This is a genomic window from Paenibacillus endophyticus (assembly GCF_014192395.1).
In the GTDB taxonomy this organism is placed as follows: Bacteria; Bacillota; Bacilli; order Paenibacillales; family Paenibacillaceae; genus Pristimantibacillus; species Pristimantibacillus endophyticus.
This window is the reverse complement of sequence record NZ_JACHXW010000007.1, coordinates 43,077-65,940: the sequence shown is the minus strand read 5'-3', so window position 1 is coordinate 65,940 and position 22,864 is coordinate 43,077. Positions and strand designations below refer to the sequence as shown.

At 49.8% G+C, this 22,864-nt stretch carries 16 protein-coding genes; 11 read left to right on the top strand and 5 right to left on the bottom strand.

Annotated elements, in window-relative coordinates; genetic code table 11:
• Positions 1–2: 2 nt before the first annotated feature.
• Positions 3–2,030, top strand: coding sequence for an ABC transporter ATP-binding protein (locus tag FHS16_RS13395; protein WP_183562846.1), 2,028 nt, complete (start codon positions 3–5; stop codon positions 2,028–2,030).
• A 255-nt stretch (positions 2,031–2,285) separates the two neighbouring features.
• On the opposite strand, the gene FHS16_RS13390 is transcribed toward FHS16_RS13395, so the two are convergent.
• Entirely contained in the window at positions 2,286–4,031 is a 1,746-nt protein-coding gene (locus FHS16_RS13390; RefSeq protein WP_183562844.1) for a methyl-accepting chemotaxis protein, read from the bottom strand.
• Between the two features lie 347 nt (positions 4,032–4,378).
• Between FHS16_RS13390 and FHS16_RS13385 the strand changes: the two genes are divergently transcribed.
• On the top strand, positions 4,379–5,554 hold the full coding sequence (locus FHS16_RS13385) for a hypothetical protein (RefSeq protein WP_183562842.1): 1,176 nt from the start codon (positions 4,379–4,381) through the stop codon (positions 5,552–5,554).
• A gap of 106 nt (positions 5,555–5,660) precedes the next feature.
• Here FHS16_RS13385 and FHS16_RS32440 read toward each other — a convergent pair whose 3' ends face one another.
• Positions 5,661–8,315 (bottom strand): EAL domain-containing protein, encoded by a 2,655-nt coding sequence (locus tag FHS16_RS32440; RefSeq protein ID WP_183562840.1) that lies wholly within the window; start codon positions 8,313–8,315, stop codon positions 5,661–5,663.
• A gap of 253 nt (positions 8,316–8,568) precedes the next feature.
• On the opposite strand from FHS16_RS32440, the gene FHS16_RS13375 reads away from it, so the two are divergent.
• Both FHS16_RS13375 and FHS16_RS13370 read left to right on the top strand, forming a co-directional pair.
• A complete protein-coding gene (locus FHS16_RS13375; RefSeq protein ID WP_183562838.1) occupies positions 8,569–9,009 on the top strand; it encodes a MarR family transcriptional regulator in 441 nt (146 codons plus the stop codon).
• A gap of 28 nt (positions 9,010–9,037) precedes the next feature.
• Complete coding sequence (locus tag FHS16_RS13370) at positions 9,038–12,253, top strand: efflux RND transporter permease subunit (RefSeq protein ID WP_183562836.1); 3,216 nt, start codon at positions 9,038–9,040, stop codon at positions 12,251–12,253.
• An 82-nt stretch (positions 12,254–12,335) separates the two neighbouring features.
• Here FHS16_RS13370 and FHS16_RS13365 read toward each other — a convergent pair whose 3' ends face one another.
• The gene (locus FHS16_RS13365) at positions 12,336–12,926 is read right to left on the bottom strand and encodes a PadR family transcriptional regulator (protein WP_246431753.1); all 591 of its coding nucleotides are present in this window, start codon (positions 12,924–12,926) and stop codon (positions 12,336–12,338) included.
• 306 nt (positions 12,927–13,232) lie between these two features.
• Here FHS16_RS13365 and FHS16_RS13360 point away from each other — a divergent pair, with 306 nt between their 5' ends.
• From FHS16_RS13360 to bcp, 5 genes are all read left to right on the top strand, one after another.
• Entirely contained in the window at positions 13,233–14,258 is a 1,026-nt protein-coding gene (locus FHS16_RS13360; RefSeq protein WP_183562832.1) for a GGDEF domain-containing protein, read from the top strand.
• A 52-nt stretch (positions 14,259–14,310) separates the two neighbouring features.
• Positions 14,311–15,642, top strand: a complete 1,332-nt coding sequence (locus FHS16_RS13355; RefSeq protein ID WP_183562830.1) for an ABC transporter substrate-binding protein — start codon at positions 14,311–14,313, stop codon at positions 15,640–15,642.
• 226 nt (positions 15,643–15,868) lie between these two features.
• On the top strand, positions 15,869–16,927 hold the full coding sequence (locus FHS16_RS13350) for an asparaginase (protein ID WP_183562828.1): 1,059 nt from the start codon (positions 15,869–15,871) through the stop codon (positions 16,925–16,927).
• Position 16,928: 1 nt separating this feature from the next.
• Positions 16,929–17,609 (top strand): VOC family protein, encoded by a 681-nt coding sequence (locus tag FHS16_RS13345; RefSeq protein WP_183562826.1) that lies wholly within the window; start codon positions 16,929–16,931, stop codon positions 17,607–17,609.
• A 15-nt stretch (positions 17,610–17,624) separates the two neighbouring features.
• Positions 17,625–18,095 (top strand): thioredoxin-dependent thiol peroxidase, encoded by a 471-nt coding sequence (bcp, locus tag FHS16_RS13340; RefSeq protein ID WP_183562824.1) that lies wholly within the window; start codon positions 17,625–17,627, stop codon positions 18,093–18,095.
• Between the two features lie 169 nt (positions 18,096–18,264).
• Here bcp and FHS16_RS13335 read toward each other — a convergent pair whose 3' ends face one another.
• Complete coding sequence (locus FHS16_RS13335) at positions 18,265–20,127, bottom strand: LTA synthase family protein (protein WP_183562822.1); 1,863 nt, start codon at positions 20,125–20,127, stop codon at positions 18,265–18,267.
• Positions 20,128–20,467: 340 nt separating this feature from the next.
• Here FHS16_RS13335 and FHS16_RS13330 point away from each other — a divergent pair, with 340 nt between their 5' ends.
• A complete protein-coding gene (locus FHS16_RS13330) occupies positions 20,468–21,382 on the top strand; it encodes a M15 family metallopeptidase (protein ID WP_376769669.1) in 915 nt (304 codons plus the stop codon).
• A 90-nt stretch (positions 21,383–21,472) separates the two neighbouring features.
• Here FHS16_RS13330 and FHS16_RS13325 read toward each other — a convergent pair whose 3' ends face one another.
• The gene (locus tag FHS16_RS13325; protein ID WP_183562818.1) at positions 21,473–21,628 is read right to left on the bottom strand and encodes a DUF1540 domain-containing protein; all 156 of its coding nucleotides are present in this window, start codon (positions 21,626–21,628) and stop codon (positions 21,473–21,475) included.
• A 269-nt stretch (positions 21,629–21,897) separates the two neighbouring features.
• Between FHS16_RS13325 and FHS16_RS13320 the strand changes: the two genes are divergently transcribed.
• Complete coding sequence (locus FHS16_RS13320) at positions 21,898–22,863, top strand: nucleoside hydrolase (protein ID WP_183562816.1); 966 nt, start codon at positions 21,898–21,900, stop codon at positions 22,861–22,863.
• Position 22,864 lies beyond the last annotated feature (1 nt).

Genomic DNA, 22,864 nt, shown 5'->3' with positions numbered 1-22,864 from the left:
CAATGGGCAACACAGGGAAACGATTGTTTCAATACGCCATGCTTTATAAAAAACCGATTATGCTTGCGCTGCTGCTGCTCATACTCGCAGTGTGCGCCGAGCTGGCAGGTCCCTTTATCGCCAAGCGAATGATTGACCAAAACATTCTCGGCATAGAGAAGAAATGGCATGAGGTCGAGGGCAAGCAAGACTTTGCCGTTCTTTATAAAGACAAATGGTATAAACGGGAGGACCACTTCGCGGCTGATGCTTCCGAGCAGAAGGGCAAGGAAGTCCGGGTGCTGCAGGTAGGAAGAAGCTTCTACGTTCTAGATGGGGCGCTGGCATCCGATGATGGCAAACGGGTTGTGGAAGGAAGCACGCTTGTCGTCACGAACAAGGATACGTCTGAGAGTGTCTCTTATCCGATAACAAAGCTTTCGAAGGATGAGCTGTACGCGTTCTATCAGCCGGAGTTTCCTTCATTATTGAAGCTGGCAGTCATGTATTTTGGATTTTTGCTGTTGGTTGCGGTTTTTACTTACGGTCAGCGGCTGATGCTTCAGACGTCAGCGAATCGCATCGTTCGCAAGATGCGAACCGATATATTCGCGCATACACAGCGGCTGCCGGTTAATTATTATGACAATCTGTCAGCGGGTCAGGTCGTATCCCGGGTAACGAATGATACGGAAGCGATCCGCGAGCTTTATGTCGCGGTGCTGGCCAACTTTTTTACAGGCATTATCTATATGGCAGCGATATACGGAGCGTTGTTCCTGCTCGATGTTCGCTTGGCGCTTGTGGCGCTGCCGCTCGTTCCGATTCTTATCATTTGGATTATCGTTTACCGCAAATTCGCGGCTCGCTATAACCGAATTATTCGTGCGAAGCTGAGTGAGATCAACGGGATGATCAACGAATCCATTCAAGGGATGACGATTATCCAAGCGTTCCGCCGCCAGAAGGAAACGACGAAGGAATTCGAGGAAATGAATGAGCATTATTACAAGTATCAGAACAAGCTGCTTAGCCTAAATTCCATTACATCGCATAATCTCGTTAATGTCGTGCGGAACATTCTGTTCATTATTGTCATTTGGATGTTCTGGGGCGATTCGCTGCGAGGCGCCGTATCGGTGGGCGTGCTTTATGCGTTCGTTGATTACATGAACCGTATGTTTGCGCCGATTGTCGGTATCGTCAATCAGCTGTCGAACCTCGAGACGGCACGCGTCTCGGCGGAGCGGGTATTTAAGCTGATGGACGAAGAAGGAATTGACGTGGCTACAGGAAAAATGGACCGCTATAAGGGTGACGTCAAGTTCGAGGATGTTTCATTTGCATACAAGCAGGACGAATACGTGCTGAAGCATATTTCCTTCCATGCGCGCCAAGGTCAGACCGTTGCGCTGGTCGGCCATACCGGCTCGGGGAAAAGCTCGATTCTCAATCTGCTGTTCCGTTTCTATGATTCGAAAGAAGGCAAGATTATTGTGGACGGCAAGGATGTCCGCGACATGCCGAAGCAGCTGCTTCGCCAGCATATGGGTATCGTGCTTCAGGACCCTTTCTTGTTCACGGGAACGATCGCTTCCAACATCAGCTTGGATAATCCGGCTATCAGCCGCGAGAAGATCGAGCAGTCGCTTCGCGACGTGGGAGCCTACGATATGTTCAGCCAGTTGCAGGGAGGTATCGATGCTCCGGTGATCGAGAAGGGCAGCACGCTGTCGGCCGGACAACGGCAGCTCGTATCATTCGCCAGGGCACTGGCCTATGACCCGGCAATCCTCATCCTTGACGAGGCGACGGCGAGTATCGATACGGAGACGGAAGCGATTATTCAAGAGGCGCTTGATGTGCTCAAAAAAGGCCGCACGACCTTTGTAATCGCGCATCGTCTCTCGACGATACGCAATGCCGATCAGATTCTCGTGCTTGATCGCGGAGTAATCGTGGAACGCGGCAATCACGATGAGCTGATGGAGCAGCGCGGCAAGTACTTCGCCATGTACCAGCTGCAGCTGGGCGGGGCTTTGCCAGCATAATAATAGATAGATAAAAAGGCTAAGCGGGCTCGAACCCGCTTAGCCTTTTTGTAAATATAAGACTATATATGTTTCACGCGATAAGTATGCTTCTATTTTTACGAGAAACGGATTCGCCCTCCTCTTGCAGAGGAAGGCGAAGCCGTTTCTTCTTGTTATAAAAGTATTTTTATGTTTTCACCTATAAATGTGCTTATCTATGTCCGCGAAACGACTGCTTTTGCCACAGAGGACGGCGACAGCCGTTTACGCTTGTTAGGTTTTGAATTTGCCGATGGCTTCATTCAAGCTTTGAGCGAGATTGCGAAGCTGCTCGGAGGAACTGGCAACCTCCTGCATGGAAGCAAGCTGCTCTTCCGATGCAGCGGCAACGCGCTGCGAGTTGCCTGCGGCGCTTGCCGTTATGCCCTCAAGCTCATCGAGGGATGCGGCGATTTGCTCGCTGCCTGCAGACATTTGCTCCGATGCAGCAGAAACCTCCTGCACCTGGCTGGATACGTCGCGAATGGATGCGACGATGGAACGGAAGGATTCGCCCGCATGGCTGGTTACCCGTGATCCGGCACGCGCCGCTTCCGCTGACAGCTCCATGGATGTAACCGCAGCATCCGTTTGGCTGCCGATGCTGTGCAGGATCGTACCGATCTGCTCCGACGATTCCTTGGAGCGTTCAGCCAGCTTGCGAATTTCATGGGCTACGACCGCGAAGCCTTTGCCGTGCTCGCCGGCACGCGCTGCTTCAATGGAAGCATTAAGCGCAAGCAGGTTGGTTTGATTCGCAACGTCGCCGATTAACGCGAGAATGCTGCCGATATTGTCGCTTTGCTGCTTTAATTCATGCAGCGTGGATACGGTAGCAACGACATTGGTTTCCACAGCCTGCATTTGCTGCAGCGTCTCGTTGATGACCGACTCGCCTTCCGTTGCGAGCGCGGTCGTATCGGCAGCAAGCTCGGATACGGATGAGGATGATTCCGCGATGCGTTGAATGCCGATGGTCATTTCGGTCATGGCGCGTTGGCATTCTTGGAAGCTTTGCAGCTGTGTGTCGGACCCTGAGGCCACCTCTTGAATGGCCTCCGTCACTTCTTCTGTCGCGCGCGAGGTTTGCTCCGCGCTTTGCTGCATGTTATAAGCTGAGCCTGCCACTTCGTCTGACGTGGTGCGGATGTTGCTTGTTAGCTGCCGTAGGCTTGCGATCATTTCGTTAAAAGCGAGCGATACTTGTGCGATTTCGTTCCCGCCTTTGACGGGTACGGCTAAGGTCAAGTCGCCTTTTGCAGCCAGGGAAGATACTTCGGCAAGCCGTTTAAGCGGCTTCAGCACCAGGCGAATCAAATAGATGATAATGAGGATGGCGATAACAGAGAGCACGAGCGCGATTCCAATGCTCTGCCACAGCATTTCTTTCATCGCATCATTGATTTGCTTGTAATCAATATCGATTCCGAAGATTCCGACGAGCTTGCCGCTCGGGTCCTTCACCTGTGCCAGATAGGAGACCCATTCGCCGAATTGATCGATGACGGGCTCCGTGACGACGCTGCCTTTTTCCAGAGCGGTCTGGACATCGGCGGCGAAGCCAGGCGTCATTTCATACTCATCTCCGGCCCCTAGACCATCAGCTGTGAGCGCTTCGTTGCTTTGCATCATTTTGAGAAATTGCTTTCCGTCCCGTTCAATAATATCCGGCATGTATACGTAGGCGTTGGAGACAATATCGTTTTTGATCATGACGTCCAATTGGAGCTTGAACCGATCGAAGGTTTCGTTCTTGGTATCCTTGCCGGCAGCAATTTCGTTGTAGCCGAAGGTAAGCAGATCATGTCCGGCTTCGATTTGATAGCTTAAGGTTTCACCGATCCGTTCGATTTCAGCGAGGTATGATTTTTTTTGCGTGCTGTAGGAGAGATACTCGGTAATGCCAATGACTAGAACGAGCAGTAGAGCGAGCACGATGGAGCTGGTAACGACTAAGCTTTTGTCTTTTAAACGTTTCATTGGACCACACCTCATAATGATAAGATAAGTAATGTTATCGTCGAAATATGTCGAAAAATGAAGAGGATAATGCATTCCTTTTTATTACTGAGCGCAATAAAGCAGTTGTATCTATATTAGCAAGCATCTATTAGGGAAATGCGGGTTTTATTGTTAGGAAAGTATGGAGTCGCGCATATAAAAGCAGATAAGCAGAAAAGAGGTGATGAAAATAGTGTCGAATTTCAATGGATCGCATGCCATGTCCAAATTCAGCCAACTTTCAGCGGGGCTTAAAGGAGCTTTAAGCATGCAGGGCTATGATAAGTCCTGTAAGAACAAATCGAAAGTGAAAGGTGGAAGAAACAATGATGAAGGCAAAGGCAAAAGCAATAACAGCGGGCGCGATTACGCTGACGCTGGCGCTTGGAGGCGGTAGTCTCTGGGCTAAACAATATGTGAACGCGGCAAGCAGCGCAGGCGAACAGCTGGAGCAGAGCACCCAGGCAGAGAACAGCGAGGCTGGAGCGGATCATGCGCGTAAACGAGGCGGATTCGGGCATGGCTTTGTACAAATACAATCACAGCTGCTTGAGTACTTAGGTCTCGAAGAGGCGGCGCTGCAGACAAAGCTGGAAACGGCAACCTTGTCAGAAGTGGCTGTGGCGCAAGGGAAAACAAGGGCAGAGTTGAAGACGAAGCTCGTGGAGTGGTTGGAGGCAGCAGTGGCAGCTGCGCCGGCTAAGCAAGAGGATGCAGTCGCAGCGGATACAGACAAGCAGCCAGCCAAGCTGGATATAGCAGCCGCAGCTGAGCGGCTGCTTGATTCGAAGGGAAATGCTTTTGGCAAGCATGGCCGTGGCGGCAATGGCTTTGTTCAGAGTTCGGCTGAGCTGGCAGCTGCGCTAGGGGTGACGGAGGATGTGCTGAAGACGGAGCTTGAAGCCGGCAAGACGCTGGCTGCTTTAGCGGCGGAGAAGGGCGTTGAAATACAAACGCTAATCGATTTGCAGGTAAAGGATAAGAAAACGAAGCTTGCAGCCGAACTGGCGGCGGGAACGATTACGCAGGAGCAGTATAATGAAAGATTTGAGAAGGCGGTTGAGCGGTCGACTCAGCATGTGAATGGCGTGCTGCCTCAGCGAGGCAAGGGAGGCGGCTTCGAACGTAATCTGGACGAGCTGGCTGCCGCGCTAGGGGTGACGGAGGATGTGCTGAAGACGGAGCTTGAAAGCGGCAAGACTCTTGCAGCGATAGCTGCCGAGAATGGCGTAGACGTACAGGTGCTTATCGATCTGCAGGTGAATGGTCAGAAAACAAAGCTTGCGGCCGAATTGGCAGCGGGGACGATTACGCAGGAGCAGTACGACACGAAGCTGGCTGGAGCGGCAGAGCGTGCAGCAAAGCAGGTTAACGGTGAGCTGAAAGCGCTGGAAGGCGGTCGCAAAGGAGGGGCTGGCGGCAAAGGTCCGCGCGGCGAGCGTCCGGAAGGAGCTGTGCAGAATGATCAAGCTGCAGCAACCGATGCGGGCTCAGAAGTCTAGTCAGTACGCATGACTAGCTTAAACGCGTAGCTTATGAATAAGGAGCTGTCTTATGGAATCATGGATTCCTTGGACAGCTCCTTGCTGTGTGCAGCTATACAACCATTTAAATGGCTTTGCCAAGCAGCAGTTCAAGCTCATGCGGCGGCAGCGGCCTGCTAAATAAGTAGCCCTGCAGCTCATCGCATTGCAGATCCGTACAAAATTGCGATTCCTCCGCCGTCTCGACACCCTCCGCAACGACCCTCATGTTCATGCTGTGAACGAGCTCGATGATGGCTTTGACGATTGAAGATTTTTTGGAATCGCTCGTAATGCCTTGTATAAAAGAGCGGTCGAGCTTTACATCCGATATCGGAAGACGCTGCAGCTGGTTGAGTGAAGAGTAGCCGGTGCCGAAATCATCGATAGAAATTTGGATGCCAAGGTTTTTGAGAAATAGAATGGTCTCAATAACTTGGTCCATACTTTGCATGAATACGCCCTCGGTGATCTCCAAACTCACGTATTGCGGCTCTAGTCCGGTATCCTTTAATGCCTGAATAATCATTTCAGTTAGATTCCCTTGATAGAAATGCCTTGCGGAGATGTTTACGGATACGCATATCCGCTGCAAGCCCGCGTCCTGCCAAGCTTTGTTCTGGCGGCAGGCCTCTCGGAAAACCCAGCTGTCGATGTCCAATATGAATCCGGATTGCTCCGCGAGCGGTATGAACTTATCGGGTGGAACCATGCCGAGCTCCGGATGATGCCAACGAATCAGTGCTTCGATGCCGCAGAGCTTACCGGTTGCTGCACTCATTTTCGGCTGATAATGCAGAGAGAATTGCTGCTGCAGCAAGGCATTGTATAGCCCGTTCTCCACTTGCATTTTCTCCGTCATAGCAGACACAAGCGTTGGCTTATAGAAGCGGTAGCATCCGTCGCCCTGCTCTTTGGCACTGTACATGGCGATATCTGCATTGCGGATAATCGTATCCATTTGTTCTCCATCCTGCGGATACAGGCTTACCCCTACACTTACGGTTAGGAATAGCAGCTTATCATCGATGATAAAGGGCTTGTTGAACGAGTCGACGACAGCCTGCGCGCCAGCGGAAACCGTCTCCTCATTCTCATAGCGCCCGATAAAAACAAACTCATCGCCGCCAAGCCGGAATACGGTACAGTCTCTAAATACGGCAGTCCCGAAGCGTTCCGCTGCTTGCCGCAGCAGCTCGTCGCCAACGGCATGGCCCAAGGTGTCGTTAATCTGCTTGAAACGATTCACATCAACGAACATAACGGCGATTGGCTGCTTGTTGCTCTCGTGCAAGGCAATTAAATCTTGGAAATGCAAAGTAAACTGTAGTCTGTTAGGCAAGCCGGTCAACATATCGTAATAAGCGAGCTGATGCAACCGCTCCTCGGATTGCTGGAGCATAAAGGCTTGCGACTCAAGCCGTTCATTGCTTCGCTGTGCTTCTTGGAACATATGAATCAGGTTTGTCGACATATGCTTGAAATTGGCAATTAATGATTGAACCTCAACGAGGCTGCTGCTAGGCCAGTCTATATTATTGAATTGTTTAAGCTTTAGCGGAAGATTTGTAGTCGCCGCTGCCAGCTGCGTAAGGCCTCTCGAAAGCGAGCGGTTAATGATGAAGGCTAGAACGGCAGTGAATAAGGCCAGCAAGATCAGATAAATGAAGTGCGTAAAGTATTTTGAGAACAAATAATTTTGGTAGTTTTTGATCGGCACCTCTATGGAAATATGCCAATCGGTGGAATCAATATTTTCCGTATAAACGAATATGCCATCATGCCAAGTATGGAATTGCAGTGCTTGCCTAGGCTCGTTAGGCATAGTTAATGACAGATGGCTGTTAATCGCCGTTACTTGACGGTTGTCTCTCCAGTCGTACCTTTGCCCCTCAGCCTTAGGGTCGCTAGCAGCAACGATGAAATGGTCGTTGTCTGTTACATGGAGCATAAAGGTGCTAGCGTGATTCCCAAGAAGCAATTGAAAGAAACGGACTTGCTCCTGGATTTGTTCCGACTCGGTGAGCGAGTATGAAAGCTTGGAGGTCTGCCATCTATTCCAGGACTCCACAATGCGATTCATTTCACTTGCGGATAACCGCTGTGCATAAAGGCTTACTTCTTTGAAGGAGCTAAGGCTGTTCATGAAAATGTTAAGCAAGAATGAAATTAGAACGATGCCGATGGAGAAGTGGAACAGGACTTTGCTGAAGGAGAGCAGCTTTTTCCCTTCCAAGGATTGGCCGCTCCATCTGCGCAGAGGCAAGTAATGATCGATTACTTCGGCAAACAAGGAATTAAACATGCCGTTCATCGCGATCATGCAAGCAATAAGCAGCAGGTCCTTCGCATTCAAAGGGGAATCCATCGAATAGAAGATATAAATGAGCGGTATGCCGGCGAGCAGCCAGAACAATGCATCCGCACCGAACAATGATTTTTTAAATTTTTGAATCAGAAAGCCGGCCGCTAACACTTCTATGATGAGAATGGAGTGATAGGCTGGCTGGTTGAAAAACAATAGGCCAGTTGAAACGGCGACAACTGAAGTCAAGAGTCCGGGCAGTAGTCCGAATAAACGCAAGATCAGCAGGATGAACAAGCTGGTAAACGAAAAAGTTATGCCGTATAAAAACTGAAAATGGTTCGTCTCGGCCGCGAGCGCAAGAAATGTGCATAATGAAAATGCGCAAACCATCATCAATTGTTTATGATGCTGCTTAAACCATATGTTACTCACTTGCGGCCTCCTGATTGCTTATGTATTTTCCCTATAATTCGACAATATTCACTAAAATCCTCCTTTATTCACGATATAAGCTTCCATTTTTCTACAGTCTTTTTATAAATAAGCCATTTCTTGTTCACGATATGTTCGGAAATATAGGATTGCGTCGCTTGGTTCGTTTTGATATAGTTCTATTGTCGAACTGTTTTACAATAGAATTAGTTTAGTGGCAATAAACTTGGTATGACATGAGGAGGACATCACGGTGGATCGAGCATTGCTCAAAAATATTATCGATCGCTACGAGGCGGCCAATTTTCTAGTCAACCGCCGGCTGAATGCGATGATCCGCGAGCTTATGCCTGAGGATCTTACGGTTGATCAATTTTCTACGCTCCGGTACTTGCGGTCGCATGATAGAAGCACATCTTCGGAGCTGGCGGATATTTTCTGCGTAGGCAAGAGCTCGATAACAGCGATTATTAACCGGCTTTTTGATAAGAACCTGATTCAGAGGCTGACGGATGAGAAGGACCGGCGCGTTATTTATTTGACGCTTACCGAGGAAGGCAATCAGGTATGCGATCGCATGGCGGATAAGATCGATGTGCTGCTCGCCAGATACATTGAACGGTTCGAGGAGCAAGAGGCGCTTGGTTTTATTGAAACCTTCGAGAGACTCGCGAAGGAAATGATGCATTCATAGCTCACATTCAGATGGAGGGAGAACAGAGATGAGAACCGTACTGAGATTTAGATGGCTGGTACTGGCGCTATGGCTTGCTGCAGCCATTGGCTTGATGCTCACGGCGCCGAATATGGAAGAGCTCGTTCGTACGAAGGGGCAGGTTAACGTGCCGGACGGGTATTCTTCAACAATGGCAAGCGATTTGGAAGAAGCAATCGGAGGGAATGACGGGGCTGGGTCCAGCAGTGGAATGGCTACCGTCCTTGTATTCCATAAAGACGGAGGGTTGTCTGATGCGGAGCTGGCTGATGTGAAGGCCGGCATCGACAAGCTGAAGAGCAGCGCGGATCAGATTGGCGTCCTTGCTGTAACCACTCATTTCGACACCAAAGAATTGGCAGAGCAGATGGTATCCAAGGATGGAAGCACCATTCTGGCGCTTGTTAACGTTGAAGCGGGAGACCGCACGCTCTCTGAACTTAGCGACGGCCTTTATGATACGATTTCCGATGTGAAGGTTGAACATTATTTCACGGGAAACTGGATCATCTCCGAGGATGTTGTGCAAAGTTCGCAGGAAGGGCTTAAGAAAACGGAGTTTATTACGCTCGGTTTCATTCTAGTCATCTTATTCGTTGTTTTCCGTTCAGCAATTGCGCCGATCGTGCCGCTTGTTGCAGTGGGCTTCACCTATTTAATTACGCAGTCGGTTGTAGCGTTCCTAGTCGATTCATTCGACTTTCCGCTCTCCAACTTTACGCAGATCTTTCTTGTTGCCGTCTTGTTCGGTATAGGTACCGATTATTGCATCCTGCTCATCAGCCGCTTTAAAGAGGAGCTGACGCATAGCGGCGGCGACAAAACGCAGGCGATTATTCAAACGTATCGCACGGCAGGAAGAACCGTGTTGTTCTCCGGTTTGGCGGTTTTGGTTGGTTTTGCAGCCATCGGCTTCTCAACCTTTATTCTTTACCGCTCCGCAGTTGCGGTGGCAGTAGGGGTAGCGGTGCTGCTGCTCGCTTTGTTTACGATCGTGCCGTTTTTTATGGCCGTGCTCGGGACGAAGCTGTTCTGGCCCGCGAAGGGGTCGCTTGAGCACAAGCCAAGCAAGCTGTGGGGAACGGTCGGCAAGTTCTCGTTGAAGCGTCCATTATGGGCACTCCTCATTTTGGCTGTCATCATCGTTCCTTTCCTAACGGCCTATAAAGGCACGATATCGTTCAATTCGCTCGATGAAATCGGCGACAAATACGATTCTGTCAAAGCATTCAACATTATATCGGATAGCTTCGGGCCTGGAGATTCCTTGCCGACGACAGTCATTGTAAAGTCGGATAAGCCGATGGATTCTCCGGAGGGGCTTGCCGCGCTGGAGCAGATTAGCCGTGAGCTTGCTAATACGGAAGGCGTGAAGGCTGTTCGCAGCGCAACGCGTCCAACTGGAGATATGATGGAGCAGTTCCTTGTATCCGATCAGGTTACAACGCTTGAGGATGGTCTCGGACAAAGCGGGGAAGGCCTTGGCAAGATCGGCGATGGTCTATCCGAGGCGAGCACAGCGCTAAGCGAGAACGCGCCTAAGCTGAATGAGGCAGTTGACGGGGCAGGCCAGCTCGTTGACGGAACGAATGAACTGAAAGCAGGCATCGTTCAGCTTGGAGTAGGCCTTAAGCAGATTCAACAGGGGCTGGAGGACGGCTCTGCCGGCGCAGGCGAGCTCAGCGACGGCTTGAAGCAAGCGGAGGAGAGCACGAAGCAGCTGGCTGGCGCTAGCCGCCAATTGCTTGCAAGCTATAAGCAGCTCGGCGGGGGTCTCGGCAAGCTTAGCGGCGCCTATCAAACCATTGCAGCGGAGCAAGCAAAGCTCGCCGACGGTTTGTCTGGCGTCGAGCAAGGGTTGACCGATCTGCAAGGCAGCTATCCTGAGCTGCAAAATGATGAAAAGTTCCAAGATACGCTTAACTCGCTTGGTCAGCTTCAATTGGGGGCCGCGGGCATTAGCGGTCAATTGACTGAGCTAAATACGCAGCTGTCGGGCATCTCAGGGGGCATGACGCAAGCGAATGCGGGACTGCTTCAGGCAACCGAAGGACAATCTGCGTTGGCAGCAGGCCTTGGCAAGCTGGCGGCAGGCTTGGCAGAGCTGCAAAAAGGCATTTCGCAGGCGGCTGCAGGTCAAGGCCAAATTGTTTCGAGGCTTCCTAGCGTGACGCAAGGCTTCAATGAACTCTCGGACGGACAGAAGCAGCTGCAGGCAGGCTTTGCATCGTTAAACGATCAGCTTGGCGAGCTTACAAGCGGGCTTAATCAAAGTGTGGATGGCCTAACACAGGTTACTGACGGGCTGGCTTCAGCCGGCGGCTATCTGAACGGGTTGTCCGAAGCGCCGAATAAGCAAATATCCGGCTGGTACATCCCAGCGGAGGCCATCGCGAATGAGGAGTTCCAGACGGCGCTTAATGTGTATATGTCCGAGGATCGCCAAACCGCGAAATTCGACGTCGTATTCAGCGGCAATCCGTACGCGCAGGAAACGATGGATGAGATAGACGGGCTTGAAGCAGCCGTTAGCCGCGGTCTCCAAGGCACCGAGTACAGTGGTGCCGAGGTAGCAGTCGGCGGCGTTACAAGCATGAACAATGACTTGAGAAATATCTCGAATGCGGATTATTCGCGTACGGTTATTCTCATGCTGATAGGCATTTCGATTATCTTGATCATCTTGTTCCGATCCATCGTTATGCCGCTGTATATGGTTGCGTCGCTGCTTGTAACCTTCTATTCATCGCTGGCGATTGCGGAGGTTATATTCGTGAGGCTGCTTGGACAGTCGGGCATTAGCTGGGCGGTTCCGTTCTTTGGATTCGTTATGCTGGTCGCGCTCGGCATAGACTACAGCATCTTCCTTATGGACCGATTCAAAGAATATCGCCACTTGTCGCCTCAGCAAGCCATTCTAGAGGCGATGAAAAATATGGGCACGGTCATTATGTCTGCAGCGGTTATTCTAGGCGGTACGTTCGCGGCGATGCTGCCTTCGGGCGTCATGTCGCTTCTGCAAATCGCCACGATCGTGCTGTGCGGGTTGTTCATGTACGCGCTGCTCATGCTTCCGTTGTTTATTCCTGTGATGGTGCGCACGTTCGGCGCAGCAAACTGGTGGCCGTTTATGGGAAGAAGCCAAGACGCAGAGCATGCGAGCGACAGTCAAGGCAGTCTTAAGCTGAGCGGTCAGCATGTCTCCCATGATTCGACGCATTAATTGTTGAAGAAAGATTACCCGCGGTCCTCGGTTACGGAGGCTGTGTGGTAATCTTTTTTTTTGCGATGCTGCCGCATGCAAGCTAGAGTCTGCTTTTCTGCTCATCGTCAGCAAGAAAGGCACTGAGCTTCAGCAGCTGCTCGCTTAGCAGCTGCTGAAGAAGCATCGTTCTTTCTTTACTGGCGGAGGCTTCCTGCTCCGCCCGTGTCACTAACCGGAACAGGTCGAATGATTCAGGCGAGAGCCCGAGCTTTTTGCGTATTTTCTCATTACGGAATGACTCAGCCACAGGCGAGAGATGTCCGTCGCTTATCGCTGTACGTCTTGTTTTGTCGGGAAGCAAGAGCAGGGCTGAGCGGCCTTGGTCTGTAATGTTATATACCTTTTTCCCGTTATCCTCGACCTTGATGGCAATGAAACCGCGTTCCTCAAGCATTTGGAGTGTAGGATAGATGGATCCAGCGCTCGGCTGGTACAGCCCGCCGGATTGCTCCCCGAGCGACTTCATCATCTGGTAACCGTGCATCGGTTCGCTATTAAGCAGTTTCAGCAGGGCGAATTTCACGCCGCCGCGTCCAAAATATCGCTTGCTGGCCATACGTTTCTCGGCCGGGCGGTTTTTTTTATCAGCATGCTTAAGCGGCATTAGAGTTATATCAGAATTCGATTTCATCAAGTTGGGTTCACCTCTAACGTATATGATTCGGAAATTTCGCATTCCGACTGCCTGATCAGGAACGGAGTCATCCCTTTCTCGTCGGGCAGTAATAACTTGCTACTCTTACAGCATTGACAATGATTATTATTATTATTTACATGTTTTAAAATAAATGGTTTCGAAGGGGCTGCGAACAATAAGAATCGTTACATCTATTTTGGAGCAATGGCTCTGATGATTTATTCTTAGACAGAATAGGGGGCGCATAGTAGAATGAATTTACATTAAGTTTATATTGCAGCGCAGGGATGTGCATATACGATGAATCAGAAGAGTGATCACACGCTAGAGATTATCTTTTCCATGCTTAGATGGTTATTCTTGATCGCATCGGGTCTTATTTACGGGCTCTATTATTATAAAGGCGCGGAGAATCTAACTTATTTCTCCGTTCTATTTTGCCTGGGCGTTGTCTATATGGCGACGGCCGACATCGTCATTCACCGCTCGACTCCCCAATCCCGCCCCTACCTATTGGTCTCTCAGGCAGCCGTAATTATCGATATCGCGGCATTTACTGCACTTATTTCATTAACAGGAGGGACAAGCAGTCCGCTCCTTCCCATCGCTTATTTAATTATATTGCACGCAGCCGTGTACTGGCGCTTTGCAGGCGGGCTGCTTTCATCAGCGGCTTTGATCGCGGGGTATATCCTAGTCATGCTGCTTCAGCCACAAGCCGATACGGCGGGGCTGCTTCCTTTTCATATCATGAACCTTTCATTTCTTGCCATGGTAGGCGTACTTGGCGGTGTTATCGTTGCTCGCGAACGCAGGCATTTAACGGAAAAAAGCTATTTTGAGAATCAATCCAAACGTGATTATCTGACGGGCTTGTATAACCATCGCTCGTTCCAAGAGCAGCTTGCAGAGCAGGTCGGGTTCATGCGCTCCTTCACGCTTGTCATGGCAGATATCGATTACTTCAAAGGCGTGAACGACCGTTATGGCCATGTTACCGGCGATGTCGTGCTCAAACGGATTGCGCAGCTGCTCGAAGGCGCTGTGGCTAGAAAACAAGGCGAGGTATTCCGGTATGGGGGAGAGGAGTTCGCCATACTGCTGTATGCGCATACAGCAGCAGAGGTGACAGTGATACTGGAGCGAGTCCGCCAAGAGCTTAGCCTGCTGACGTTCGAGGCGGGCGGTCAGGCCTTCCAGGTGACGATGAGCTTTGGAGCGGTTACGCGGACGCCAGAGTGGACGGCCGATATTGTAAATGAGGCAGATACGATGCTTTATTCCGCAAAAAAACAAGGACGAAACTGTATCGTTTGGGGAGCTTGAAGCCGATATACAAAGTAATGGTTATCACCTTTATTTGAATCGGGGGGATTTGATGATGCTCCATTTGCTGAGCAAAGGGCTGTATCCGTTCTCAATCATCCTTATGATTTCATTCATAAGCGGCTGCACGACGACCAGCAATCGGTCGGAGCTGCCTGAACAGACGGGGGCAGCCGACAAAATAACGTTAAAAATGGTACAAAGTCTGACGACGCCTCAGCGGACGCAGCAGCTGGAGAAGCTAATCGCGCAATTCGAGAAGGAGCATCCGAACATCGGCATCGAGCTGATCTCGCCTGATTATGAAACAGCGGACGACACGATCCTATCGATGCTCGACAAACGGGAAGCGGTCGATATTGTCGAGGTTCGCGATATTACGGCGCATGTGTATGCTTCAAGGGGCTTGCTGGTCAGCTTAGAGAAATACATCAGTTCATGGGAAAATTATATGCTGCTAAGCGATAACGCTAGATTGATGGCAAGGGATGTGGCTGATATAACCTACTATATTCCGAGCAGTCTATATCAAGTGCAGCTCTATTACCGTAAGGACTGGTTTGATGCAAGAGCACTTCAAGTGCCGGAAACGTGGGAGCAGCTGTTTTTTGTCGGAAAGCAGCTGACGAAGCCGGAAATCGGGCAATATGGCTTCGCATTCCGCGGTGGAAGGGCTTCTGCCAACACCTTGTCCTCTATCATTCAGGATTATAACGGAAGCAACGTCAGCGCCAGTGAATCTATGTTTAACGTCGATGGAACGACGATATTCGAAGGCTCCGGAGCAGCTGAGGGACTTGAGCTCTACCGTAAGCTTTATATTGAGACCTCGCATCCCGGGGCTATCGATTGGGGCTTCAACGAGCAGATAAAGGCGTTTACCGAAGGAAAAGCCGCCATGCTCATCCAGGATTCGGATGTGATTCCGTTCATCGAGGACAAGCTGGAGGCCAACGAGTGGGCAACGGCGCCGCTCCCAGTTGGACCTGAGGGTGTTTCCCATTTCAATGTAGGTGCCGCAGGTTGGGGAATTGCGCTGCAATCCGAGCACAGAGACGAGGCATGGGCATTTATTTCCTACCTATCTTCGCTTGAAAACAATCGAAGCTTTGCAGACGCGGCGGGCGTTATCACCATCTATAATAATGCGCTTGAGCAAGAAAAGTATGCAACGGGTCCATACGCCCCTTATATGCTCATGTCTAATGATCCAATACGCTATCAAGGCGTTAAGCAGCCGAGCCACTATGTCAACTATAACGAGTATTTGCAGATGGCATTGACAGAAGGGCGCAAATATTTGCAAGAAGTGATTTCAACGGAATCGCTGCTGAAGCAGTTTGATGCCTTCTGGAAAGAGCAAAGAAAGCTGACAGGTGATTGAATGAAAGGGGCTGTGGATGATGAACGCGAAGGAAGCTGCGTTCAGCCTAAGCCCCATTTGCTTATACAGCGAGGTTAAGAGCCGTGCGGTATGAAGGCTCTGCGACAGGGCAACCTGTATAGGATGGCTGTCCGCCTTGACCGGAGTGCTTAGCCGCATATACGATAAAAGCATGCGGAATGCAAGGTTGGATAGAACAAGCGCAAGCTAGCAAGGAGGAAACAGGTTGAAATCATTATTAGTCGTATTTACAGGCGGAACTATAGGAAGCAAGAAGCAAGGCGCGGGTATCGACGTGGACGGCGCGGGCTCCTACTCGCTTATTGAGGATTACAGCAATAGCAAGCAGCGGCGCCAAGACGTCAAGCTGGATGCGATTCAGCCGTTGAATTTGCTGAGCGAGAATATGACGGCAGCCGATTGGATAACGCTTGCTACAGCAATCCGCAAAGTGGATTTGACTCCGTATTGCGGCCTTATCGTAACCCATGGCTCGGATACGCTGGCTTATAGCGCTTCGATGATGAGCTATCTATTTGCGAGTATAAGAATACCTTTTGTCTTGACGGCAAGCAATTATCCGCTCGAGGATGCAAGGAGCAATGGCCGGCGAAACTTTGCGAATGCCATTGATTTTGCTGCGGGTGAGCAGCTGCCTGGCGTATTTGCGCTTTATGAGAACGACAGGCGAGAGGCGCTTGTGTATCTCGGAACCCGAATGAAGCAGTGCGAATCTTTTACGGATCAATTCGGAAGCCCTTATGACATTCCTTATGGCAGAATGGAGCAGGGCAGCTTCATTTTCCAACCGGATAAGCGAAATCCGGCGCCGGAGTCGTTGAAGCAGTCGGATCCGAAACCTTGGATTTGGGATGTGGATTCGCTTCGTTTGGATTCGAGCATCGTCTATATCAAGCCGTATCCGGGCCTTAATTATTCCTTTTATGAATTTGGGCACAACCGCCCTAAAGCGGTGCTGCATGATCTTCATCACTCGGGAACAGCCTGTGCTGTAGAAGATGGCCCATATTCACTGACCCAGTTTATTGCTGATTGCAGCAAGCAAGGTATCGATGTATACATATGTCCGATTAAAGACCGTTCCGATGCCCTTTACTCCTCTTCCCTTCGATTAATTGAAGCAGGTGCTATTGTAATAGAGAAGCTTTCGGTTGAAGCAGCCTTGACGAAGCTCATGCTGGCATACGGTCTTTATGAGCAGCATGCTGAGGCGAAGGCATTTGCAACGGAGAGCATTTTGTATTATGAGCATAACGAGGTGTAAAATGATTATTGAGAAGCTAGCATTGCACACGGCTAACGCTGTCAGCCTTATGCCTTTTTATGCTGAAATGCTTGGTTTGCCGGTCGTAAGCTCCGAGCAAGGGCGTTTCACGGTGCAGGCAGGCTGGAGCGAGCTGACTTTTTTGGAACTGGAGCAGCCGCCTAACGAAAAACATTACTACCATTTTGCATTTACGATTCCGGAGAATAAGCTGGCGGAAGCCAAGCGATGGATCGAGGAGCTGGTGCCGATCGGGACGGAAGCCGGACAGGATATATCCTACAGCGAATCATGGGATTCGCATTCGGTATATTTCGAGGATCCTGCAGGCAACATTCTGGAGTTGATCGCACGGCACACGATGAACAATGCAACGGATGATTCGTTTGATCCAAAGCAGCATATCCTCTGCATTAGTGAAATCGGAGTGCCGACGGGCAAGGTTCCTTCAGCGGTAGACCAGCTGGCAGCGCTTGGCCTGATGACATACAAAACTCGCAATGAGAGCTTTAACCCTGTCGGAGACGATAACGGCTTGATGATGGTAGTGGAAACGGGCAGGCGCTGGCATTTCACGGACAAGACCGCAGAATGCTTCCCGGTAAGGGTGACCGTGCAAGGTGTGGGAGAACTCTATTTGAGCGAGAATGAGCATGGTTTGCTGATTCAAAATATAGATTGAGGAGAATGATAAACAATGGGAGAAATCGTGAAGGTTGGCGACCAAGTACCGAATTTCAAGCTTCAGGCATCGAATGGCAAGGAAGTGGAGCTGGCAGACTATGCAGGCAAGAAGCTGGTTATTTATTTCTACCCTCGCGATATGACGCCAGGCTGCACGACAGAGTCGTGTGATTTCCGTGATTTCAACGGACAGTTCGGCTCTAATCATACAGAGGTAATCGGCATCAGCCCGGATGATTTGGCTTCTCATGAGCAATTCGTAGACAAGCACGAGCTGCCTTTCCTGTTGCTGTCGGATACGGAGCATACGGTGTCTGAGTTGTTTGGCGTATGGAAGCTGCGGAGCTGGAATGGTGAGGAGTTCATGGGAATTGAACGCTCTACCTTCCTGCTGGACGAGCAGGGCAAGCTGATCAAGGAATGGCGCAGCGTAAGCGTAGAGGGACATGTGAATGAAGTGCTTGAGGCTGTCAAGAACAGCTAACTGACGATGTATAGCAAAAGACTCACCCGGAAGCCGCTTGCCGCGCTTCATGGTGAGTCTTTTTTCAAATATAGGAAAGGATATCATCTCGCTAACTTTCTCTATATTTCTACGCGAAACGTAAGCTTAGCCGCCAGAGGACGGCTTCAGCCGTTTACGCTTACTCGTTTTATCTGGTCTTCCAGCTTGGCAGCTGGCTTACATAGCTGTCGGATAGATTAAGCAGCTCCAGCGCGCGCTGGTACTCATCCTCTGTAGCCTCTTGCTCCGTATCGCCGTTGCCGGCCAATGAATAGTGCTTGCCATCCTCGAAGCCGCTGCCCGACATAAACAGCTCTTTGCTGCTTAAGAACGAACCGGAAGGGAGATAATAACGCTGTGGAAGCACATTATACGATTGATTGAGCAAATCTTGGCCGAAATGAATGTGATTATCCAGCGAAATGCCCAGCATGTTCGCAATAGTCGGCAAAATGTCCACTTGTCCGCCTAGCTGATCGAACACTTTTCCTTCCGTGATTCCTGTAGAAGCGACTACAAGCGGAATGTTGATCATGTCGGTATAGCTGTATTCGTGACCGTAAATCTCAGCCATTAGCTCTTTGTCGTCTTTGTCGAGCGAGTATACGGGAAGACCAAGATGATCCCCATAAAGCAATACTAAGCTGTCATCCCAAATCCCGCGTTCCTTTAGATCCGCGATAAATTCACCAAGAGCAAAGTCGGCATAGTTCTGAGCACGGATATAATCGCCGACGAACGTATTCTCATAACGCTCAGGAAGCGTCATTTTGTACTTGTCAGACGGGATAGTAAACGGATGATGCGCCGTCATCGAGATGATATGCGAGTAGAACGGTTTACCGTTTTGGCTCATGCGATCAAGCTCTTCTGCCGTTTTCTTGTACAGCTGCTCATCGGATGATCCGAAAAATACCGTATCTTCCGTGCCGAAAAATTTCGCATCGTAATAGCGGTCGAAGCCAAGCGCTTTATAAAGCTCGCCACGGTTCCAGAACTCCACGACATTGGTGTGGAAGGTAGCCGTATCATAACCGTTTTCCTTCAGCATTTTGGGTAAGCTTGGAAGCTCCTTATCGGCATAAATCATCGTAGCCGCGCCGCGAGGCGGGATATAGAAGGATGTATTTACGACGAATTCTGCATCGGATGTATTGCCTTGGCCGACCTGCTGATAGAAATGCTTGAAATAATAGTTTTCATTCACGAGCTTGTTGATGTTAGGCGTAATTTCCTGTCCGTCAATCTTGAGGTTGACGAGAAAGTTTTGGAACGACTCCATTTGGAGAATGATGACGTTTTTGCCCGATGCCATTTTCCAAAGCTGCGGCGCTGCAGGCTGCTCTACTTTTTTGACCGTATCGATTTTCTCTTGCGTGATATGGTTTGGATCGACGAAATCGATATCTTTATTGGAGAAGATCATATAGGCCTCATAATTGAGAATACCCATTTGCTCTGCTTTGACAATTTCATTCATGCTCGCGCGGTTGGGCAAAATATTGAACAAGCAAAGCGCGATGGAGATCGTGAAAAGGGCGACGACAAGGCGTTTGTTTTCCTTGCGCGAACTCTCCTTCTTCCAATTCAATGCTTTCTTCGGCCGAAACAATAGAACAGCCATGATGATAATATCAATAAAGATCAATAGGTAGTATGGATCCATAAGCGAGAAAACGCTGTTCTTGACGGCGGTGACCTGATTGACCTGCTCCAGCGCCAAGTAGGTAACGATGACCCCATAGTACTTGTAATACATAATGACGGCGAATAGAATAAGGGTCATTAATAGATTGGCAATTAAATAATAGACGAGCTTGCGCTTCGATGCGAACCATTCTATGAGACAATACACGATGAGGACAAATGGAATTTCTTTTAGAATCGTTGTCCATGAGAATCCATCCTCAAAAATGACCATCCATGCCAGGTAACTTTTGAGCAGCATGATAAATGAAAAGAAAAGAATGGGACGAGTGCTTAATAATCGTTTCGGAGTAAGAAATGTCATATAACCGCCTACCTTTCACAGCAAAAACAGGCCGTCTCTCAGAGGCAGCCAGCCCGCTTATAGTAATATATATGCGTTCGGTAAATTCTTAATCCATTATGCTCCTAATTACTGTCGAATGTCAAAAGGCAAAAGGCTCCTCCATGCCCAAGCAAAATATTAGCAAGTTAAGAATTTACATTGGTTTTTTGTGTAATCCTTTGAGTTACATGATTTTCAAGCTGGCAGATTGAAACATTACATTGATTTTAGTAGTCTATTAATGAGATAGAAGCGGACAAACTGTTGGTAGATGAATAATTACATGTAATATATGTAAAAATATAATTGGAGGCTTATGATGAAAAAAAGAAAAGGAAGGCTATTGCTGTTCCTAATGGTATGCGCGGCAATGGTGATTGGTTACTCTCTATTCAATAAAGAAGAAACGAATACCATACCTCCCAAGCAGGCAGCAGCAGATGGCGGGACAACGGATGGGGGCGGCGAGCTGTCAGGCAATAGCGATGTAGAGCCTACGGAGGAAGCAGATAACGCTTCACCAGTACAGACGGATGAGCCGGAAGCATCGAATGAGCCGGATGCGGGCAACGGTGCTTCAGCCGACCAGCCCAGCAATGAAGGGGACGGAGGACAAACCGGTCAGACGGAGAATGGGCTTGCTGTAATCGCAAAGCCTTCGGAAATCGCCGTACTCGTTAATAAGCAGCGCAAGCTGCCCGAGGATTATAACCCGTCTGACCTTGTATATCCGGAAGTTGAATTTATATTCTCGGAGAAGGTGGAGAAGCGCAAGCTGCGCCAAGAAGCGGCTGCGGCTCTCGAGGAGCTGTTCTCCGCTGCCGAGGATGACAGCATCCTATTGGCCGGTGTCTCTGCTTATCGATCACACAATACGCAGAAGACGCTGTTTGAGCGCTATGTGAAGCGGGACGGATTAGAAAAAGCAAGAACGTACAGCGCATTTCCGGGCACGAGCGAGCATGAAACGGGCCTCGCCATTGACGTTACCGGCAGCGATGGGAAATGTGCGGCAGCCGATTGCTTCGCGGATACGAAGGAAGCGCTGTGGCTTGCTGAGCATGCGGACGAGTATGGCTTTATTGTGCGCTATCCAGAAGGCAAGGAAGCGATTACCGGCTATCAGTATGAGCCATGGCATTTGCGTTTTGTAGGCAAGGAGCTTGCAGCGGAGCTGTCAGAGAGCGGAGAAACGCTTGAAGAGTATTATGATGCTGTTCCGGTTACCAAATAAAAAACAAATGCGCAAGCCTCGTCTGTATGCGCGGAGACATTTGCGGTGACTCGGCCAGAGGGCTTGCGCGGGTTTACATGAAAGTAAACGTTAGATCTTAGGTTCAAACGTCTTGCAATCCGTTTCCTCGGAGTTGCTGGCTTGCTTGCCACGATTGCTGACAACATAAATAGAAGAGGCGGCGCAGTGATTCCCTGCTGCCCAGAACTTGCATGAGTTCACTTCGCACAATACATCCTTAGCCATTGACAATTCACCTCCTCGCTATATAGGATTGACAAACGATATATCGTTTTATACTTGAAATATAGGAAAGGATATGATTTCGCGATCCTTTCTCTATATTTCTCGGAATGACACGCGCCGAGCCATCAAAGGACGGCGACAGCTGTTTCACATTGACGTATAGGAAAGTATATGATTTTGTACATACTTTCTCTATACGTTTCGCAGAAACGATGGCGTCTATTGAAAGGACTCCGTCAGGCGTTTCTTCTTAGAGAGGATGAATACTTATGGCAACGAAACTTTATTTCAATCATGACGCGGGTGTAGATGATCTGGTCTCCCTATTTCTATTGCTTCAAATGGATGATGTCGATCTCATCGGCGTATCGGTCATACCTGCAGACGGTTATTTGGAGCCTGGCATGAAGGCAAGCCGCAAAATCATTGACCGTTTTGGCGCCTTCGACAAAACAAAATCCATCGAAGTGGCTAGATCCAATTCACGCGGCGTTAATCCATTCCCGGCTGAATGGCGGATGCATACGTTTTTTGTAGATGCGCTCCCCATCTTGAATGAGTCAGGCACGATCCGTACGGGTGCTGCCGCGAAGCCTGCCCATCAGCATATGATTGAGCAGATACGCCAATCGGAGGAGAAAGTGACGCTTCTATTCACGGGACCTCTAACCGATCTTGCGCGGGCTTTGGACGAGGCTCCGGACATCGAGGAAAAGATTGAGAAGCTGGTCTGGATGGGCGGAACGTTTAACGAGAAAGGCAATGTACAAGAGCCAGAGCATGACGGCACTGCCGAATGGAATGCTTTCTGGGATCCAGAGGCGGTGCACCGCGTATGGGCAAGCACCCTTTCCATTCTTCTAGTCGCGCTTGAGAGCACGAATAAGGTTCCGCTTACGATGGAGGTTCGCAACCGCTGGGCATCGCTGCGCAAGCATGAAGGCCTTGATTTCGTAGGCCAGTGCTATGCGGCTTGTCCTCCGCTCGTCTATATGGAGACGAATTCGACGTATTACTTATGGGATGTGCTCACGACAGCGGTTGTAGGCAATCCTGAGCTTGTTGCGATCAAAACGGTGAACAGTGCGGTGATCAAGGAAGGCGCAAGCCAAGGCCGTACGGTAGAGCGTGCAGACGGCCGTCCGGTTAGTCTCGTATATGACGTTGATCCAGTCCGCTTCTTTGATTACATTACCGAGTTGTCTGCAAGCGCAGTTAGCGCTCCTATCGGATAGG

Excerpts from the sequence above, each read along its gene's own strand:
- FHS16_RS13345 (WP_183562826.1), top strand. The coding sequence starts at position 16,929 with ATGATTATTGAGAAGCTAGCATTGCACACGGCTAACGCTGTCAGCCTT.
- FHS16_RS13385 (WP_183562842.1), top strand. The coding sequence starts at position 4,379 with ATGATGAAGGCAAAGGCAAAAGCAATAACAGCGGGCGCGATTACGCTG.
- FHS16_RS13390 (WP_183562844.1), bottom strand. The coding sequence starts at position 4,031 with ATGAAACGTTTAAAAGACAAAAGCTTAGTCGTTACCAGCTCCATCGTG.
- FHS16_RS13365 (WP_246431753.1), bottom strand. The coding sequence starts at position 12,926 with ATGAAATCGAATTCTGATATAACTCTAATGCCGCTTAAGCATGCTGAT.
- bcp (WP_183562824.1), top strand. The coding sequence starts at position 17,625 with ATGGGAGAAATCGTGAAGGTTGGCGACCAAGTACCGAATTTCAAGCTT.
- FHS16_RS13335 (WP_183562822.1), bottom strand. The coding sequence starts at position 20,127 with ATGACATTTCTTACTCCGAAACGATTATTAAGCACTCGTCCCATTCTT.
- FHS16_RS13355 (WP_183562830.1), top strand. The coding sequence starts at position 14,311 with ATGATGCTCCATTTGCTGAGCAAAGGGCTGTATCCGTTCTCAATCATC.
- FHS16_RS13370 (WP_183562836.1), top strand. The coding sequence starts at position 9,038 with ATGAGAACCGTACTGAGATTTAGATGGCTGGTACTGGCGCTATGGCTT.
- FHS16_RS13330 (WP_376769669.1), top strand. The coding sequence starts at position 20,468 with ATGAAAAAAAGAAAAGGAAGGCTATTGCTGTTCCTAATGGTATGCGCG.
- FHS16_RS13360 (WP_183562832.1), top strand. The coding sequence starts at position 13,233 with ATGAATCAGAAGAGTGATCACACGCTAGAGATTATCTTTTCCATGCTT.
- FHS16_RS13320 (WP_183562816.1), top strand. The coding sequence starts at position 21,898 with ATGGCAACGAAACTTTATTTCAATCATGACGCGGGTGTAGATGATCTG.
- FHS16_RS13325 (WP_183562818.1), bottom strand. The coding sequence starts at position 21,628 with ATGGCTAAGGATGTATTGTGCGAAGTGAACTCATGCAAGTTCTGGGCA.
- FHS16_RS13395 (WP_183562846.1), top strand. The coding sequence starts at position 3 with ATGGGCAACACAGGGAAACGATTGTTTCAATACGCCATGCTTTATAAA.